General features: G+C 70.7%; 15 protein-coding genes, 1 pseudogene and 1 riboswitch. Of the genes and pseudogenes, 11 read left to right on the top strand and 5 right to left on the bottom strand.

Features of this window, described 5'->3' with window-relative positions; all coding sequences use genetic code 11:
* The 5 genes from CCR87_RS16530 to CCR87_RS16510 all read right to left on the bottom strand — a co-directional run.
* A partial coding sequence (locus CCR87_RS16530) for an ABC transporter ATP-binding protein (RefSeq protein WP_207186678.1) occupies positions 1-2,141 on the bottom strand: 2,141 nt, incomplete at its 3' end.
* 10 nt (positions 2,142-2,151) lie between these two features.
* Positions 2,152-3,861 carry an ABC transporter permease subunit gene (locus tag CCR87_RS16525; RefSeq protein WP_201158643.1) on the bottom strand — a complete coding sequence of 570 codons (1,710 nt, stop codon included), beginning with the start codon at positions 3,859-3,861 and terminating at the stop codon, positions 2,152-2,154.
* On the bottom strand, positions 3,858-4,835 hold the full coding sequence (locus tag CCR87_RS16520) for an ABC transporter permease (protein ID WP_201158642.1): 978 nt from the start codon (positions 4,833-4,835) through the stop codon (positions 3,858-3,860). The genes CCR87_RS16525 and CCR87_RS16520 overlap by 4 nt, the downstream gene beginning before the upstream one ends.
* 82 nt (positions 4,836-4,917) lie before the next feature.
* Positions 4,918-6,516 (bottom strand): ABC transporter substrate-binding protein, encoded by a 1,599-nt coding sequence (locus CCR87_RS16515; RefSeq protein ID WP_201158641.1) that lies wholly within the window; start codon positions 6,514-6,516, stop codon positions 4,918-4,920.
* 300 nt (positions 6,517-6,816) lie between these two features.
* A complete protein-coding gene (locus CCR87_RS16510) occupies positions 6,817-7,803 on the bottom strand; it encodes a VPLPA-CTERM sorting domain-containing protein (protein ID WP_201158646.1) in 987 nt (328 codons plus the stop codon).
* A gap of 678 nt (positions 7,804-8,481) precedes the next feature.
* On the opposite strand from CCR87_RS16510, the pseudogene CCR87_RS16505 reads away from it, so the two are divergent.
* From CCR87_RS16505 to rsgA, 11 genes and pseudogenes are all read left to right on the top strand, one after another.
* A pseudogene (locus CCR87_RS16505) lies at positions 8,482-9,058 on the top strand (transposase); the annotation flags it as partial.
* 120 nt (positions 9,059-9,178) lie between these two features.
* Positions 9,179-9,280: riboswitch (TPP riboswitch) on the top strand.
* Between the two features lie 222 nt (positions 9,281-9,502).
* Positions 9,503-10,468, top strand: a complete 966-nt coding sequence (locus tag CCR87_RS16500) for an FAD-dependent oxidoreductase (RefSeq protein WP_201158640.1) — start codon at positions 9,503-9,505, stop codon at positions 10,466-10,468.
* Positions 10,458-10,655, top strand: a complete 198-nt coding sequence (gene thiS / locus CCR87_RS16495; protein ID WP_201158639.1) for a sulfur carrier protein ThiS — start codon at positions 10,458-10,460, stop codon at positions 10,653-10,655. The genes CCR87_RS16500 and thiS overlap by 11 nt, the downstream gene beginning before the upstream one ends.
* Before the next feature lie 3 nt (positions 10,656-10,658).
* Positions 10,659-11,420 (top strand): thiazole synthase, encoded by a 762-nt coding sequence (locus CCR87_RS16490; RefSeq protein ID WP_201158638.1) that lies wholly within the window; start codon positions 10,659-10,661, stop codon positions 11,418-11,420.
* Positions 11,417-12,013, top strand: a complete 597-nt coding sequence (locus CCR87_RS16485) for a thiamine phosphate synthase (protein WP_201158645.1) — start codon at positions 11,417-11,419, stop codon at positions 12,011-12,013. Before CCR87_RS16490 ends, CCR87_RS16485 begins: the two co-directional genes overlap by 4 nt.
* Complete coding sequence (locus CCR87_RS16480; protein WP_201158637.1) at positions 12,010-12,963, top strand: HesA/MoeB/ThiF family protein; 954 nt, start codon at positions 12,010-12,012, stop codon at positions 12,961-12,963. The genes CCR87_RS16485 and CCR87_RS16480 overlap by 4 nt, the downstream gene beginning before the upstream one ends.
* Positions 12,964-12,972: 9 nt before the next feature.
* Positions 12,973-13,923: an ABC transporter substrate-binding protein gene (locus CCR87_RS16475; protein ID WP_201158636.1), complete on the top strand. Its 951-nt coding sequence runs from the start codon at positions 12,973-12,975 to the stop codon at positions 13,921-13,923.
* Complete coding sequence (locus tag CCR87_RS16470) at positions 13,920-14,594, top strand: TenA family protein (RefSeq protein ID WP_201158635.1); 675 nt, start codon at positions 13,920-13,922, stop codon at positions 14,592-14,594. The genes CCR87_RS16475 and CCR87_RS16470 overlap by 4 nt, the downstream gene beginning before the upstream one ends.
* The gene (locus tag CCR87_RS16465) at positions 14,591-15,322 is read left to right on the top strand and encodes an ABC transporter ATP-binding protein (RefSeq protein WP_201158634.1); all 732 of its coding nucleotides are present in this window, start codon (positions 14,591-14,593) and stop codon (positions 15,320-15,322) included. Before CCR87_RS16470 ends, CCR87_RS16465 begins: the two co-directional genes overlap by 4 nt.
* The gene (locus CCR87_RS16460; protein WP_201158633.1) at positions 15,310-16,056 is read left to right on the top strand and encodes an ABC transporter permease; all 747 of its coding nucleotides are present in this window, start codon (positions 15,310-15,312) and stop codon (positions 16,054-16,056) included. Before CCR87_RS16465 ends, CCR87_RS16460 begins: the two co-directional genes overlap by 13 nt.
* Before the next feature lie 174 nt (positions 16,057-16,230).
* Positions 16,231-17,274, top strand: a complete 1,044-nt coding sequence (gene rsgA / locus CCR87_RS16455; protein WP_201158632.1) for a ribosome small subunit-dependent GTPase A — start codon at positions 16,231-16,233, stop codon at positions 17,272-17,274.
* The last annotated feature ends 209 nt before the right edge of the window (positions 17,275-17,483 follow it).

The raw sequence follows: 17,483 nt of genomic DNA, 5'->3' as shown, positions 1-17,483 counted from the left end.
GCCAGCACCTCGGCAAGCTGGGCGCGGGCGGCGGCGGCGCCCTGGGGGGCGGGGATGCGCACCGACAGCCCGGCGCGCACCGGCGTGCCGAGCGCGGGTCGGGGACGTTCGGCGAGGTCCCAGTCGGCGAGGGCTGCGATGACGTCGCGCCCCTCCCAGCCGCAGGAGACGGTGGCCAGCGGGCAGCGGTTGTGGAACCGGCAGCCGTTGGGCAGATCGGTGGCCGAGGGGATCTCGCCGGCCGATTCCAGCGGCGGCTTGGTCACGCCCGGGTCGGGCTCGGGTGAGGCGTCGAGCAGCAGGCGCGTGTAGGGGTGGCAGCGGTCGCGGATCACCGCCTCGGTGGGGCCGACCTCCACGATCTCGCCCAGATACATGATCGCGGTGCGGTCGGCGACATAGCGGATCGTCGGCAGATCGTGGCTGACATAGACGAAGGAGATGCCCAGCTCGTCGCGAAAATGGCGCATCAGGTTCAGCACACCCGCGCGGATGGACACATCCAGCATCGACACGGGTTCGTCGGCGACGATGAAGCGGGGCTCCAGCACGATGGCGCGGGCGATGGCGACGCGCTGGCGCTGGCCGCCCGACAGCTCGTGCGGGAAGCGCTCCATGTAGGTGTCGGCGGGTTTCAGCCCGGCGCGCTCCAGCGCCTGGACGACGCGGGCACGGCGGTCGGCGCCGCGTGCGAGACCGTGAATGATCAGCGGCTCCCCCACGATGTCGCCGATGGTGAAGCGGGGGTTGAGGGTCTGGTAGGGGTCCTGGAACACCATCTGCGCGCGGCGCCGGAACGCCTTGAGGTCGCGACCCTTGAGGTGCGCGATGTCGGCGCCCTCGGACAGGATGCGGCCGTCGGTGGGCTCTTGCAGGCGCACCAGCATTTCGCCGGTGGTGGTCTTGCCCGAACCGCTCTCGCCCGCCAGCCCCAGGATCTCGCCGGCGCCCAGCGTCAGGTCGATGCCGTCCACGGCGTGGACCTTGGACTCGGACCGGCCGAAGAAGCCGCCGGGGATGGGGAAGTGCTTGACCAGCCCCTCGACGCTGAGGACCTCCGCGTGGTCGGTGCGCGGACGGGTGGCGGTGAGGGGGCTCTCCTCGGACAGGCGCCGGCCGACCTCGGCCCAGGCGGCGTTGGTGGCGGCGGTGGCGCGGAACTCCTCCACCCGGTCGGGGTAGTGGCAGGCCGACAGCCGACCCTCGCCCACGGCATGGGCCTCGGGTTCCTCGGTCCGGCAGCGGTCGGTGGCAAAGGGGCAGCGTTCGGCAAAGCGGCAGCCGGGGGGCGGGCGCAGCAGGTCGGGGGGCGTGCCGGGGATCGAGATCAACTCGCGCTGCGCGCCCTCGAGCGTGGGAAACGCGTTGGTCAGGCCCATGGTGTAGGGATGGAACGGGGCGCCGAAGACGTCGCGCACCGGGCCCGTCTCCATGATCTTGCCGCCGTACATCACCGCCACGCGGTCGCAGGTCTGCACCACGACGGAAATGTCATGGGTGATGAACAGGAGCGCCATGCCGCGTTCGCGCCGCAGCCGCGCCAGCCGCGACAGGATCTGCGCCTGGGTCACGACATCGAGTGCGGTGGTCGGCTCGTCGGCGATCAGAAGCTGCGGCTGCAACGCCATCGCCATCGCGATCACCGCGCGCTGCTTCATGCCGCCCGACATCTCGTGCGGATAGGCCGACAGCCGCGAGGGGTCGATGCCCACGGCGCGGAACAGGTCCCGGGCGTGCGCCATGCCGTCGGCGCGCGAGATCTCGATATGGGCCTGCATCGCCTCCAGAATCTGGTCGCCCACGCGATAGACCGGGTCCAGCGCGTTCATCGCCGCCTGTGAGATCCAGGCGATTTCCTTCCAGCGGACGCGGCGCATGTCCTCGCCCGTGAGGGGCACCAGGTCGCGGCCGGCGAACTCCATGCGCCCGGCGGGGATCTCGCCGTTCGGAGGCAGGAGTTTCAGCATCGCCTTGGCGGCGGTGGTCTTGCCGCAGCCGGATTCGCCCACCAGCCCCAGCGCCTCGCCCGGGGCGATGGAGAAGTCGATGCCATCCACCGCGCGCACCGGACCCGCGCCGGTGCGGTAGTGGATCGCCAGGTCACGCACGTCCAGAAGCGGTTGCGTCACGATATCCCTCATTGGCTGGTCCTTACCCTCTGGCCCGCAGGCGCGGGTTGGCCACCACCTCCAGCGAGCGGGAGATGAAGAACACCGACAGCACCGTCGTCATGATCAGGATGCCCGGCGGCAGGTTCCACCACCATGCGGTGCGCCACGCCCCCGACAGCCGCGCGTCATGCAGGATGCCGCCCCAGCTGATGGATTGCGGCGGCCCGAGGCCGAGGAACGACAGCGTCGCCTCGGCGATGATCGATACGCCCACGATGATCGCCAGTTCGAGGAACACCAGCGGCATGACGTTGGGAAAGATGTGCAGGTACATGATCCGCAGGTCCGACGCGCCGGCGACACGGGCGGCCTTGACGAAGGGGCGCTCACGCAAGGACAGCACCTGTGACCGGATCAGCCGCGCCACCGTGCGCCATGTCAGCAGCGACACCGCTAGGATCACGATCAGCAGGCTGGGCTGGAACAGCAGCACCAGGATCAGTGCGAAGGGCTCGAACGGGATGCCGTACATCACATCGACGGTGCGCATCAGCACGGTCTCTGTCCGGCCCCGGTAATACCCGGCGATCAGGCCGACGTTGGTGCCGATCAGCACCACCAGCGTCGCGCCCAGAAAGCCCACCAGAAGCGCGATCTGGCTGCCGTGGACGTTCTGGGAATACAGGTCGCGGCCGAGGTGATCGGTGCCGAACCAGTGCTCGGCCGAGGGCGGCGCGAGGCGCACCACGAAGCGGTCCGATCCCAGCGCCATCCATCGATCGCCGTCGATCAGCAGGGCGCGCAGGTGGCGTTCGCTCTCGGTGTCCACGAGCACCCAGGCGGCGCCGTCCCATTCCATCACGATGCCATTGCGGCCCACCGCGACCGCGCGGCCGTCGTCGTCGATCCAGCCCGCGCGCAGGGCGCGGGTGTCCGGGGCGGGATCGGTGGTCCAGTCGGTGCCGTCGCGGCGCAGCAGCGTGCCACGCTCGCCCGTGACCAGTGCCGCGCCGCCCGGCGCGATGTGGATGTGGTTGAGATCGCGGCTCGAGCCAAGGCGCTCCAGGCTGGTGCCGGTGTCGGGGTCATAGCGGATCGCCAGCCCCCGCACACCCACCGCCAGCAACGTGCCGTCCACGTCGCGCGCGACCGAGTTCAGGGAAAATCCGCGGCCCACCGGGCTGGTGACCTCCTCGACCGTGCCAGCGGCGGTGTCGATGCGCCAGATCTCCTCGCCCGCGCCGACGGCCAGGGCGGTCGCCGCGTCGATCCAGGCCACGCCGCGCAGCTCGGCCGGCGCCGGGGCGGGGATGGCGGTCCAGCCGTCGCCGTCGCGCAGCAGGATCGTGCCACCGGCGCCGACGATCAGCGCGCCGCCCTGCGGGCCGATCGCCACGGCGTTGAGGTCGGCGTCGGTGGGCACCGACCGGCGCGTCCAGCCGTCGCCGTCCCGCGCCCAGACCGTGCCCTCGCGCCCGACGATCAGCGCCTCGCCTGCGGCGGTGTCGGCATCGTTGAGCGCCAGCGGCCCGAGGCTGTCGGACAGCGCCCAGCCGTCGGGGCCGCGCAGCAGAACCGATCCGTCCTCGATCTCGTTGATCTGGCGGGGGTCATGGGTGGACAGCAGCGGCGCGAACAGCGCCATCGCGATGATGAAGCCCAGCACACACATGCCGATCACCGCAAGGCGATCCTGGACCATCAGCTTCAGCGGCCCGGCGGCCGCGCGCAGGAACGGGGGCAGGGTCATCGGAAGCTCACCCTCGGGTCAAGCGTGGTATAGAGGATATCGACCAGCAGGTTCAGTGAGATCACGAAGGCCGCCATCACCAGGAATGACGCCTGCGCCAGCGGAAAGTCCGAGGTGCGCACGGCGTTCAGGATCTCGCGCCCCAGCCCCGGCCAGGAGAAGACCACCTCCACCACCACCTGCCCGCCGGCCGCCAGACCGATGGTGACGGCAAGCTGCGTGACCACCGGCAGCAGCGCGTTGCGCGCGGCGTGCCGGTACAGGATATCCCGCTCCGGCAGGCCCTTGGCGCGGGCCATCTCGATGAAGTCCTCGCCATAGACCTCCAGCATGGTGTTGCGCATGATCAGCAACGGCGAGCCGAGATAGTAGAGCGCCACGATCATCACCGGCAGCACCGCATGCCACAGGAAATCCAGCGTCAGCACCTTCGGCCAGAACCCCGTGGCGTCATAGGGCAGGGTGCGCATGCCCGATGTCGGCAGGATCGACAGCCCCACGCCGAAGATCAGGATCGCGATCATCCCAGTCCAGAACATCGGCGCCGAGCGGAACATCAGCCCGACAAAGATACCGGCGGTATCGGTCCGCGAGCCGCGCCGCCACGACAGCCACGCCCCCAGCGGCACGCCGATGCCATAGGCGATGACAATGGCCACCAGCATCAGGATCATGGTGTTGGCCAGCCGGTCCCACACGATGTCGGCCACCGGCGCGCGATAGGAAAACGAGGTGCCGAATTCGCCCTGCACCGCGTTGGTCAGGAACAGCGTGTACTGCCGCCACAGCGGCTCCTCCAGACCGAACTGCGCGCGCACCGCGGCGCGCTGCTCGGGGTTGAGCCCCTCGGTGATCAGCGCCGCGGTGGGGTCGGGCAACCCCATGCGGAACAGAAAGAACAGCAGCGTGGCAATGATCCAGAGCGAGAAGATCGCCTGGAGCACGCGCTTGATCAGATAGGTGCGGCGCGTCATCGCCATCCCCTCGGCTGTGGTGCGCGGGAAAAGGAACGGCCCCGCCACCCCTCACGGGCGGCGGGGCCGGGGGTGGGCGGGTTCAGCGTTGCAGCCGACCGTCGGAATCCCAGCTGTAGCCGGCGGCCTCCAGCTCGGCGCGCGCGGCCTCGAGGTCGAACTCGAAACGCTCCACGAACGGGTTGTGCCAGAAGGCGTTGACCGGGGCGACGACGGTGGTGCCGACCTCGCCGCGGCCATCCAGCAGCACGTTGACCATCCGCTCGCGGTCCATCGCCATGGTCAGCGCACGGCGCACGGCGACATCGTCAAACGGTGCGCGGCGGGTGTTGAAGGTGAAGTGGAAGTAGCCGAAGTCCGGCACCGACACGACGTTGAGATCGCCATTGCCCTCGGCAAGCGGGATCTGGCCCGGCTCCATCCGCCAGGCGGTCATGTCGATCTGCCCGGTCTGGAGCGCGGTGAACACCCCTTCGGCGTCGGCGTAGATCAGGAACTCCACTCCGTCCACGGCGATTTCGTCCTGGTGGAAATGGTCGCGGTTGGTGGTCAGGGCCATGAACTCGCCGCGGTCATAGCGGTCGTGAACGAACGGGCCCGAGCCCACGGTGGGGATCTGGTCGGGGGTCAGCGTCTCGGGGTTCTCGATCCCCTCCCAGATGTGCCTGGGCAGGATCGGAATCTGGCTGAGGGTGATGGTCGCGAACGGCGCCGACGGCTCGCGCAGGGTGAAGCGCACCGACAGATCCCCCGTCACCTCGACCGTATCGATGGGGTCGAGGTAGGAATTGAAGTAGCTGTAGTCGCTGGCCATGTAGTAATCGAAGGTGAAGGCGACGTCTTCCGCCGTCAGCGCTTCGCCGTCGTGCCAGGTCAGGCCCTCGCGCAGGGTCACGTCGATGGTGACGTCGTCCACGGCCTCGACCTCGGTGGCCATCCACGGCACCGGCTCCACCTCGGGCGACAGGCGCACCAGGCGGTCATAGTAGAGGCGCATCCACTTCCACCCCCACACGCTGGTGGAGGCCAGCGGGTTGAGGTTGTCGGGCTCCTGCGGGCCGCCGATGCGCAGCGTGGCGCGATCCCCCAGGGGACGGGCCTCCATCGGCACCCATTCGGAATACAGCCCCTCGCCGGCCATGGGGTTCATGTTCTCGAAGGTGGTGTTGTTGTAGGCCACGACCTCGTCGCGGTGGAACAGCACCACCACCGGCACGTCGGGCATGTACAGGTCCTGCATCTCGTGCACGATGTCGCGGCGCGCCTCGATGTCGAACTCGCGCGATTGCGCGTCGAACAGGGCGTCATACGCGGGGTTGTCATAGCCGCCGGGGTTGTTGGCGCCCGGGCTCCCCTGCCGGCTGTCCAGCGTGCCGAGGAAGAACTGCGGGTCCAGCCGGTCCACCCGGCCCGACCAGCCCAGGATCACCGCGTCGAAATCCTGTTCGGAATAGAAACGGTCCAGCAGGGTGCGGAATTCCAGCGGCGTGATCGTGACATCAAGGCCCAGTTCGCGCCAGGCGTCGGCGATCATGAACGCGCTTTCATAGCGGATCGGGTCGTAGGACTCGGTCGTGGTGTAGATCTCCACCGCCGGGACCCGCTCCTGCGCCAGCGCGGGACCGGCCACCGACAGCGTGGCCGCCATCGCCACACCCAGCCGCAAGGCTTGCTTCTGCATGATTTTCCCCTCGGTCTTGCGGGGGTGGCGCCGTGGCGCTCGCCCCCCGCGATGTCCGACCGGCACGCGTCGTCGCCGATCTTGCAAACTGCCCCTTGGGTGAACCCCCATCACGGAAGTGTCAAGCCGACCCCGCGCGATCGGCGGTCGGCCGCACGCGCGTTGCCTTTTGGGCGGCGGGGGGGGGTAGATTGCGCTGATGGGCGGTCGCAAACGCGACCACCCCGCGATCCCGCGGCAACTGGAGGGGGGGCTACGCGGCAGGCGGCCGCTGTGCGTCTCGTCGACGCTGGGAACCGGTCAGGCCGGCACCTCGGCCCTGTCACTCCGGCGCCGAAGCTGAAGCGCCCCGAGGCCGGCAAGGCCAGAGAGCAGCAGCCATACCGATGCCGGCAGAGGAATGACCCCCACGCCGCTGTCGCGCGTCAGCATGTCGCCGCCAAGGACGGTGTAGCTTTCTGGATCATCACGACCCTCAGTGCTGAAGGCCACCCTGAAGGCCGTTTGGCCGGTATTCTCCCAAAAGATGGTCTGGAAAGGCAGTATCCGGTCTTCGTCCGCCGCAGCAATCGTGAAGTTGCAACAATTCCCGACGCCCCGATACTCCCCCCTGTACTTGAAGGCATTGGAGCTGCTGAAGTCTCCGGCACCATCCCCGATCCATGTGATGTGGCCGTCATCCGCGGACACCCTGAAGTCGTAGGTCTGATTGGCAGCCAGCTTGACGAACCCGGTAAAGCGCCAGACCGAGTTTCGCAAGTTGTTCTTCGTGGTTGCACCGCCACTGAAGCTCAGCGCGTCCGATCCGAGAAACGCCGCTATGGTTGTTCCGACCGTCGGGAATGTAAATTGGGGGGTGGTCGTGGTATTGGCGGGGTTTTCGTAATTCACGGCGGTGGATGTGAAGGTGCCATACGGAGCTTGTGCAACGATGGCTTCTATGCGACCCAGAAAAATAGCCTTGTCGGTGTCGCTGAGGGTGTTTCCGGTAAAGCCAGCAAATGGAGACCCTCCGGCGAGATCTTCGGAGAACCAGACCTCTCCGAACAGGCCCTGCTGGTTCGCTTTCGCTTCCGCCCCGATGCCCAGTGCCGTTGCCGCAACCCCGGCGGCCAGAATCAGGCTGCTGACCGTGCGGTGCCAGCCACAAGCTTCGGCCATGCGGGATCTCGCGACATGGCGCCGTGCGATCGATGCCGGCCGGGTTTCCGCAAGAGTATTCATGGTTGTTTCCGCCAACTGAAATTTCTTCTCTGGGTTGCGTGTGCGGCTTGACATTGCAGCCATTCCCGAAAAAGGTCCACGATTCTTCGTCGATATTGCTTGTTTCCTGTCGATTGACAAGCGTTTTCACCGTTGATCGGCGTCTGTGGTCCTGCATGCCCCCGGAACTGGCCATATCAGGCGGCGAGCCCGCAGTGTCGTTGCCCCGCAGCGATGTTTTTTCAGTGCGACGGACGGAGCTGTCGCGCCAGGCTCAGGGCGTTCGGGCCGGAATTGCGGTCACATGCATGACTGGGGCGCGCGCAATCGGCGGATGACGGCGGGGATGGCACGCGCCACGGGGCCTGTGACCGCGCGCCCGGCCCGCTGGAGGGGGATGGCCCGAGCAGGGTGGCCGACACGCGCCCGGATCGTGATCCGTTGCAACTGCAGGCTGCTCAGCGACCCGTCGGCCATGACCCCGGGCGGATGGATGCAGCGCAGAGCGGTGTCCAGAGTGTTGGCCTGCGCGCAATCCGCGGAGAAACGTGCGCAAGTTGGTGATGCCCTGAGGGGCGGCAGATCATGGCGGTGTCGAAGCGCCGTGAATTCCCGGACGGGAAAATGACATGCCCCGTTTCCATCAATGCCATCACGCAACCGCATGTTCCATCGCGGCTCCGACCCGTTCATCGACGTCCTGCGCGATGGCGCGCGCAAGCTGATCGAACAGGCGATCCACGCGAAGTCGGTCGAGGCGGAGTTGTCCCGGCGTTATCTGAAAAGACCGTGTCCACCGGCGATTTCCAGCGAGACGCCGGCAGCCCCGCCGCGTCCGAATGCCAGGGGTCTGTCGGCGAAAACCATCACGCGGCCGAAGGCCGACCGGGGGACGGACCATGAGGCCTGGCGGAAGCGCGACCTCGGTGCGCGTCGGTTTCCCTGCATCCCTTCGGACGGTGTCTGCGTCAGGCCGCGGACGGCCGAGCAAGAACAAGGCGGTCTGGTGGCCGTGGGCGCGGATACAGACGGCCGCAAGGCGCTTCTGGCCATGACCGATGGCGTCCGCGAAGGCACGCGGACCTGGCGCGAGGTGCTGCTCGATCTCAAGCGCCCGGGCCTGAAGCAGGGTCCCGGGCTGGCCATGGGCGGCGGTGTCCTCGGGGTCCCGACGGCCCTGCGGGAGGTGTCCGCGACGACGCGGGCGCAGCGCTGCCGGGTTCCAGCGACCATGAACGCGCTGAAGGGTCGTCCCGGTTGCGCCGTTGGTGCGCGCACCCAGTGGGCGGCGCCGAAATCCGTTCAGGCCAGGGGCCATCCGCACGACCTCTGGCACGCCTTGGGCACGTCTGATGGCGTGTTGCGTTGCGCGGCGCGGCACGTCGGTCCGGGTGTCGGTGCCGTGGGCCTTCGACCCGATCCCCCTTGTCAGACCTGCCTGCGCGGAATAGCTTTGCTGCGACAACCGTTGGGGTGCCCCGTCGCGGGGCTGAGAGGCGCGAGCCAACCCATCGAACCTGATCCGGATCATGCCGGCGTAGGGAACGGTGCACGAAGGACACAGCGCGTCCGCAATCCGTCCCCCATGCCGGCTCCACGCCAAAAGGGGGCGGCATGGTACCTTTGATCAAGACGATCCGCCCGTCGGCCGGTGCCCCACCGCGCGTGTCGCCGGCCCGCCGCGCCGCGCCGCGGGCCATGCCCGTCGGATCGGCAGGCGCGACGGCGCGGGTCGGGCACGCCATCGGGCGGCGCGCAGGATCCCGTTGGGTCGGCGCTGACCATGGCTGATGTCACGGTTATCGGGGCGGGTGTCGCGGGGCTGTGGGCGGCGCTTGCGCTGAGCCGTTGCGGGCTGCGGCCACGGCTGATCGACCGCACCGGCCCTCCGGGTCCTCATGGCTGTTCGTGGTGGGCGGGGGGCATGCTGGCGCCGCGGTGCGAGGGGGCGGTTGCCGATCCCGCCATCGTCCGCCACGGGCAGGCGGCCGCGGGCCACTGGGCCGAGGTGACGCGCGTGGTGCAGCGCGGCTCGCTCGTGGTGGCGTTGCCGCGCGACCGGGCGGAACTGGCGCGCTTTGCCCGCCGCACCAGCGGCCACACGGCGGTGCCGGATGTCTCGGCGCTGGAGCCGGACCTGACGGGGCCGCACCGGGCACTGTTCATGGCCGATGAGGCGCATCTGGATCCGCGCGAGGCGCTGGGCGATCTCGTTCGTGCGCTGGCGGCACGGGGGGTCACGGTCACGCGCGACACGGTCACGCCCGACGCCGTCCTGGGTCCGGTGATCGACGCGCGCGGCATGGCGGCGGGGCTGGCGGGCCTGCGCGGCGTGCGCGGTGAAATGCTGGTGCTGCGCGCCCGCGATATCCGGCTGTCGCGCCCGGTGCGGCTGCTGCACCCGCGCCATCCGCTTTATGTCGTGCCGCGTGCGGACGGGGTGTTCATGCTGGGCGCCACCCAGATCGAGAGTGCCGACTGGCGGGGGATCTCGGCGCGCGCGGTGCTGGAGTTGCTGGGCGCGGCCTATGCGCTGGACCCCCGCTTTGCCGAGGCCGAGGTGCTGGAGACCGGCGCCGACCTGCGCCCGGCCTTTGCCGACAACGTGCCGCGGGTGGTGGTGCGGGGCCGGGTGCTGCACCTCAACGGGTTGTTCCGGCATGGCTATCTGATGGCGCCCGCGCTGGCGCTGCAGGCGGTCGCGTATCTGACCAACGGCATCAAGGGGGATCTGGTGCATGCGGATTGAGGTGAACGGCGCGACGCGCGAGGTCGCGGGCGCAACCGTGGCGGAGGCGCTGCGCGAACTGGGCTGGGACAGCGTGCGGGTGGCGACCGCGCTGAACGGGGCGTTCGTGCCGAAGGGCGCGCGGGACGCGACCGCCATCACCGCGGGCGACCGGCTGGAAGTGCTCGCCCCGATGCAGGGGGGCTGAGGGATGCGGGAGTTCTATGGCGTCGCATTGGCCACGCCCCTGATGCTGGGCACGGCGCAGTACCCCGCGCCTTCGGTGCTGGAGGCCGCGTTCCGCCAGTCGCAGGCCTCGGTCGCGACGGTATCGCTGCGCCGCGAGGCCGGGGCAGGGCAGGCGTTCTGGGACATCATCCGGGGCCTTGGCGTGCATGTGCTGCCCAACACCGCAGGCTGCCATAGCGCGCGCGAGGCGATCACCACCGCCCGGATGGCGCGCGAGGTGTTCGAGACGAACTGGATCAAGCTGGAGGTGATCGGCCACGCCGACACGCTGCAACCCGACCCCTTCGGGCTGCTGGCCGCGACAGAGGCGCTGGCCGCCGACGGGTTCGAGGTGTTTCCCTACACCACCGAGGATCAGGTGTTGGCCGGCCGGCTGCTGGACGCCGGCGCGCGCGTGCTGATGCCGTGGGGGGCGCCCATCGGCTCCGGCCTCGGGCTGAACAACCGCTACGGGCTGCGGACCCTGCGCGCGGCGTTTCCCGACGTGCCCATGGTGATCGACGCAGGCCTTGGCCTGCCCAGCCATGCGGCGGACGCGATGGAGCTGGGGTTCGACGCGGTGCTGCTGAACACCGCCGTGGCGCAGGCGGGCGATCCGGTGGCGATGGCGCGCGCCTTCGCCATGGCGGCGCAGGCAGGCGCGCTCGCCCACGCCGCCGACCCGATGGAGCCGCGCGAGATGGCCGCACCCTCCACCCCCGTTCTGGGGCAGGCATGGCTGTGACATTGCCGCGCTTCTATCCGATCTTCGACCAGGTGGCGTGGCTGGAGCGCGCGCTGCCGCTGGGCGTGACGCTGGTGCAGCTGCGCATCAAGGACCGTGAGGCCGGGGAGCTGCGCGCCGACATCCGGGCCGCGATCGCGCTGGCGCGGGCCCACGGCGCGGCGCTGGTGATCAACGACCACTGGCAGCTCGCGATCGAGGAGGGCGCCGACTGGCTGCATCTGGGCCAGGAGGATCTGGACACCGCCGACCTGCCCGCCATCCGCCGCGCGGGCCTGCGGCTGGGGATCTCCACCCATGACCACGCCGAGCTGGAGCGCGCGCTGGCCCTTGGGCCGGATTACATCGCGCTCGGGCCGGTTTACCCGACGATCCTCAAGCAGATGAAGTGGCACGCGCAGGGGCTGGAGCGGCTGGCTGAGTGGAAGCGGCTGGTGGGCGACACGGCCCTGTGCGCCATCGGGGGCATGTCGGTGGACCGCGCGCCGGGGGCGTTCGCCGCCGGTGCCGACACCGTGGCCGCCGTGACCGACATCACCCTCAACCCCGACCCCGAGGGCCGCATCCGCGACTGGCTGAGGGTCTGCGGATGAGCCGCTACGCGCGCCAGATGATCCTGCCCGACGTCGGCCCCGAGGGGCAGGCGCGGCTGGGCCGCGCGCATGTGCTGGTGGTGGGGGCAGGGGGCCTCGGCGTGCCGGTGCTGCAGTATCTGGCGGGCGCCGGGGTGGGGCGGATCACGCTGGTCGACCCCGACCGGGTGGAGGCGGGCAACCTGCATCGCCAGCCCCTCTATCGCATGGACCAGATCGGCCAGCCCAAGGCGCGGGCCGCCGCCGACGTGCTGGCCGCGCTGAACCCCGAGATCCGGGTCATCCCGCAGGTGGCATGGCTCGACCCCGCCAACGCGCCCGCGCTGGTGGGGGCTGTGGATGTGGCGCTGGACTGCGCCGATACCTTCGCCGCCAGCCTGACGCTGTCGGACGCCTGCCGCGACACCGGCACGCCGATGATCGCCGCCTCGGCGCTGGCCTTGTCGGGGTATGTGGCGGGGTGCTGCGGAACGGCGCCGAGCCTGCGCGCGATCTTTCCCGATCTGCCGGAGCGCGGGGCCACCTGTGCCACGGCGGGGGTGATGGGGCCGGTGGTGGGCGCCATCGGCGCATTGCAGGCGCAGATGGCACTGGCGGTGCTGCTGGGGCTGGCGCCCTCGCCGCTGGGCCGGTTGGTCAGCCTGGACGCGGCGGGCTGGCGCATGGGCGGCTTTCGCTTCGACGCCGCGCCGGAGCCCGCGCGGCCCCTGCCGTTCATCGCCCGCAGCCAGACCCGTGCGGGCGACCTGCTGATCGACCTGCGCTCCGAGGCGCCGCCCTTCAGCCCCGACGCCCGCCACATCCCGCCCGACGGGATGGCGGCGCTGCACCCGCCCCCGGGCCGCCGGGTGGTGCTGGCCTGCGCCACCGGCCTGCGCGCCCACAACGCGGGGCGAGAGTTGCAAACCCGCTGGCCGGGCGACATCGCCCTGCTGGCCCTTCAGGAGTAAGCGATCCCCATGAAGCACTTCGCCGCCACAGTGGCCGTGGCCACCGCGCTGGCCCTTCCGGCCGCCGCCCAGGACCGGCTCACCCTCATGCTGGACTGGTTCGTCAATCCCGACCACGCGCCGATCATCCTCGCGCAGGAGCTGGGGTACTTCGACGCCGCCGGGCTCGAGGTGGAGATCGTCACCCCCTCCGACCCCAACGACCCGCCGCGCATGGCCGCCGCCGGCCGCGTCGATCTGGCGATCAGCTACCAGCCGCAACTGCACCTGAGCCGCCACAACGACCTGCCGCTGCGCCGGGTGGGCACGCTGATCGCGACCCCGTTGACGTGCCTCGTGGTGCTGGCGGATGGGCCGGTGCAGGCCATGACCGACCTGCGCGGCGGCAAGGTCGGCTTTGCCGTCGCCGGCGTGCAGGAGGTGATGCTCGACGCCATGCTCGCGCACCACGGAATGGCCCCCGGCGACGTGGAGCAGATCAACATCGGCTGGTCGATCTCGCCCGCGCTGATGTCGGGGCAGGTCGATGGCGTGATCGGCGCGTTTCGCAACTTCGAGCTCAACCAGCTGCGGATCGAGGGGACCGAGGGGCGTTGCTTCTACCCCGAGGCCGAGGGCGTGCCGAGCTATGACGAGCTGATCTATGTGGCCAACCCCGACCGCATGGACGCAGGCGCCATCGCCCGGTTCCTGGATGCGACCGAGCGTGCGACCGGCTTCATCCTCAACCACCCCGAGCGCGCGTGGGAGATCTTCGCCGCCACCGCATCGGAATTGCGGTCCGAGCTGAACATCCGCGCCTGGGCCGACACCTGGCCGCGCTTCGCCACCCGGCCCGCAGCCCTCGATGCCGGGCGGTATGCGCGTTTCGAGGCGTTCCTGGCCGAGCGCGGCGCCACCCCCGGCGGGCTGGCCGTCGACGCGCTGGCCCTCGACGTGACCGCCGGGGTCACCCCATGAGCGCGCCCGACTATGGCCACGCCTTTGCGCTGTGGCGTGCGGCGGCGCCGGACTGGCCCGCCTATACCCACCACGCCTTTGTCGAAGGCATCCGGCGGGGCGACCTGCCGCGCGCGCGGTTCCTCGACTATCTGCGGCAGGACTATGTCTTCCTGATCCACTTTGCGCGGGCCTGGGCGCTGGCGGTGGCCAAGGCCGACACCCTGGCCGAGATGCAGGCGGCCTCGGCCACGGTGCAGGCGCTGGTGCACCACGAGATGCCGCTGCATGTGCAGATCTGCGCGCGTGAGGGGATCGACGCGGCCGCGCTGGAGGCAACGCAGGAGGGGGCGGCCAACCTCGCCTATACCCGTTATGTGCTGGAGGCGGGGTATTCGGGCGATTTCCTCGACCTGATGGCGGCGCTGGCGCCCTGCGTGCTGGGCTACGGCGAGATCGGCGCGCGGCTGGCGGGCAGCGGCGGGCCCTATGCCGAGTGGATCGAGACCTACGCCGGGGCCGACTACCAGGGGCTGTGCCGGGATGTGGGCGGGCTGATCGACGGCGCGCTGGTGCACCGGCTGGGGGCCGACTGGGCCGGGGTGCCGCGCTGGACCCGGCTGTCGCGCCACTTCGCCACCGCGACCCGGCTGGAGGTCGGCTTCTGGCAGATGGGGCTGGACGGGCCATGACCGCCCTGCGCCTGCGCGGGGATCTGTGGATGGGGGCCGCGCCGCTGATCCGGGGCCTTGCGCTGGAGATGCCCGGGGGCGTGTGGTCGTGCCTGCTGGGGCCGTCGGGGGTGGGGAAGTCGTCCCTCGGGCGGCTGATCGCGGGGCTGCCCGGCCCGCACCGGCTGGAGGGGGTGCTGGAGGCCTGCGACGGCCAGCCGCTGGCGGGCCGGGTGGCGATGATGGCACAGGGGGGCCAGCTTCTGCCCTGGGCCGATCTGGTGGGCAATGTCACCATCGGCGCGCGGCTGCGCGGCGCGCGGCCCGACACCGCCCGCGCGCGCGCCCTGCTGGCCGAGGTCGGGCTGGCGGGGCTGGAGGCGCGCCGCCCCGACGCGCTGTCCGGTGGCCAGCGCCAGCGCGTCGCCCTTGCGCGTGTGCTCATGGAGGATTGCGCGGTCGTGGTCCTGGACGAGCCGTTTTCCGCCCTCGATACCGGCACGCGGCTGGCGATGCAGGATCTGGCGGCGCGGGTGCTGAAGGGGCGCACCGTCATCGTGATCACCCACGACCCGCTGGAGGCGATCCGCCTGTCCGACCGCGCCTGGCTGCTGGGCCCGGCGGGCGCCGAGGCGCTGGCCCTGCCCGACGCCCCCGTGCCCCGCGACTGGCGCGCCCCGCAGACCCTGACGGCGCAGGCCGCCCTGCTGGGCCGGCTGCTGCCGGTGGCGCCCGCATGCGCCGGTTGAACGTCCCCCTGCTGCGCGGCCTTCTGGCGCTGTGTTTCGCGCTGGCGCTGTGGCAGGGCGTGGTGTGGATCAGCGGCGTGCCGCGCTTCATCCTGCCCGGGCCGGGCCGGGTGGGCGCCAGCCTCTGGTCCAACGCGCCGCTGCTGCTGGAGCACGCGCGCTTCACCGCCGTCAACCTGCTGGTCGGGCTGGCCGCCGGGGTCGGCTTGGGGGTGGTGACCGCGCTGAACCTGGCGGTGTCGCCCGGCGCGCGGCTGCTGCTGCGCCCCATGCTGATCTTTGCCCAGGCGGTGCCGGTGTTCGCGCTCGCGCCGGTCCTCACGCTGTGGCTGGGGTATGGGGCGGCGTCCAAGATCGTGATCGTGATGATGGTGGTGTATTTCCCCGTCACCTCGGCGTTCTTTGACGGGCTGATGCGGTTGCCGGCACCGCTGGACGATCTGGCACGGATGATGCGCGCGACCCCGCTGCGTCGGCTGGTGCTGCTTCAGGTGCCCAATGCGCTGCCGTCGCTGGCGTCGGGGTTGCGGCTGGCGGCGGTCTATGCGCCGTTTGCGGTCATCATCGGGGAATGGGTGGGGTCGTCGCGCGGGTTGGGATATCTGATGCTGATGGCCAACGGGCGCGGACAGACCGACCTGATGTTCGCGGCGCTGGTGGTGCTTGCGGCACAGGGCCTTGCGCTGTTCGCGCTGATGGAGGCCTGCGCCCGGCGCGCGCCGGGCCCGCCGTAGCGGCCGCGCAACCGGGGTGCGTGCCGCGCCGTGGTGGCGGGCGATAGGGTGCCTGCCCCCCCTCCCGCTGGCGCGGCGCGCACCGGTGCCGATCCGCCCGCGGGCCTCTGCGCGGTGCACCGCGCGGCGCCGTCCGGTGTGACGAAGGGCTTGTGTCGGCCCGTTGGCGTGCCCATGGATGGCCGTGTGAGCCATGTATCGGACCAGGATTCGGCGGCGCTGACGGCCCTTGGCTGGTCGGCGTTCTTTGACGACCAGCGCGGCCCTGACGAGGCGGCGCTGCTGCCGATGCGCATCGCCACGGTGCATCGTGCGCGTGTGGGCGCGCAGTCGGTGGCCGGCCCGGTGCGGCTGGTTCTGCCGCCGCCGGCGTCCTCGGCGGATCTGGCGGTGGGGGACTGGGTGCTGGTCGACGCCGACAGCCGGGCGCTCGTGCGGCGGCTGGACCGCCGCACCGTGCTGCGGCGGCGCACCGAGGGCGGGCGGGGGCCGCAGCTCATTGCCGCGAATGTCGACACGCTGTTCATCGTGTCGTCATGCAACGAGGATCTGAACATCGCCCGGCTGGAGCGGTATCTCGTGCTTGCCAACGAGGCCGGGACGACGCCGGTGATCGTGCTGACCAAGGTGGACCGGGTTGCCGACGCCGCGCCCTATCGTGACGCGGTGGCCGGTCTGCAACGCGGGCTGGCGGTGGTGGCGCTGAACGCCACGGCGCCCGAGGCGGTGCACGCGCTCGCGCCCTGGTGCGGCGCGGGGCGGACGGTGGCGCTCGTCGGCTCCTCCGGGGTGGGAAAGTCCTCGCTGCTCAACACCCTCGCGGCCAAGGCCCCCGAGGACGCGCAGCCCACCGGCGCCATCCGCGAGGCCGACGCGAAGGGACGCCACACCACCACGTCCCGGTCGCTGCATGCCATCGCCGCCGGAGGGTGGGTCATCGACACCCCCGGCATGCGCACGCTGCACGTCAGCGACGTGTCGACCGGGCTGGACGCTCTCTTTGCCGAGATCGCCGAGCGCGCCCCCGCCTGCCGGTTCCGTGATTGCACCCATGCGCACGAGCCCGGCTGCGCGGTGCGGGCGGCGGTGGCGGACGGGACGCTCGACCCCGCCCGGCTGGAGCGGTGGCGCAAGCTGCTGGAGGAGAACCGCGCCAACACCCCCGTCCTGTCGGGCCCCCATGGCAACAGGACCATGAAACCCCGCCCCGGCCGCTGATCCGTCCGACGCCCATGCCGCCCGGCGCCCGGCACGCCCCGCCGGGCACCCTCGTGACGCCCTGGCCTGCGTGCCCGACGGTTGTGCCCGTCGCCGCCCCTCGCGCCATGTTGGCCGGGTACGTACGCGTGCGTACGGCGCCGACAGCCCCGGAGGTCTTGCGCGATGGTACGCAGGGCCAAGGCGACGCGATCCGTCCCGCAACCGAA

The sequence above is a fragment of the Rhodobaculum claviforme genome, assembly GCF_016653255.1.
Taxonomy (GTDB): Bacteria; Pseudomonadota; Alphaproteobacteria; order Rhodobacterales; family Rhodobacteraceae; genus Rhodobaculum; species Rhodobaculum claviforme.
Note: the sequence above shows the minus strand (reverse complement) of the source record. Positions and strands in the feature narration are given on the sequence as shown.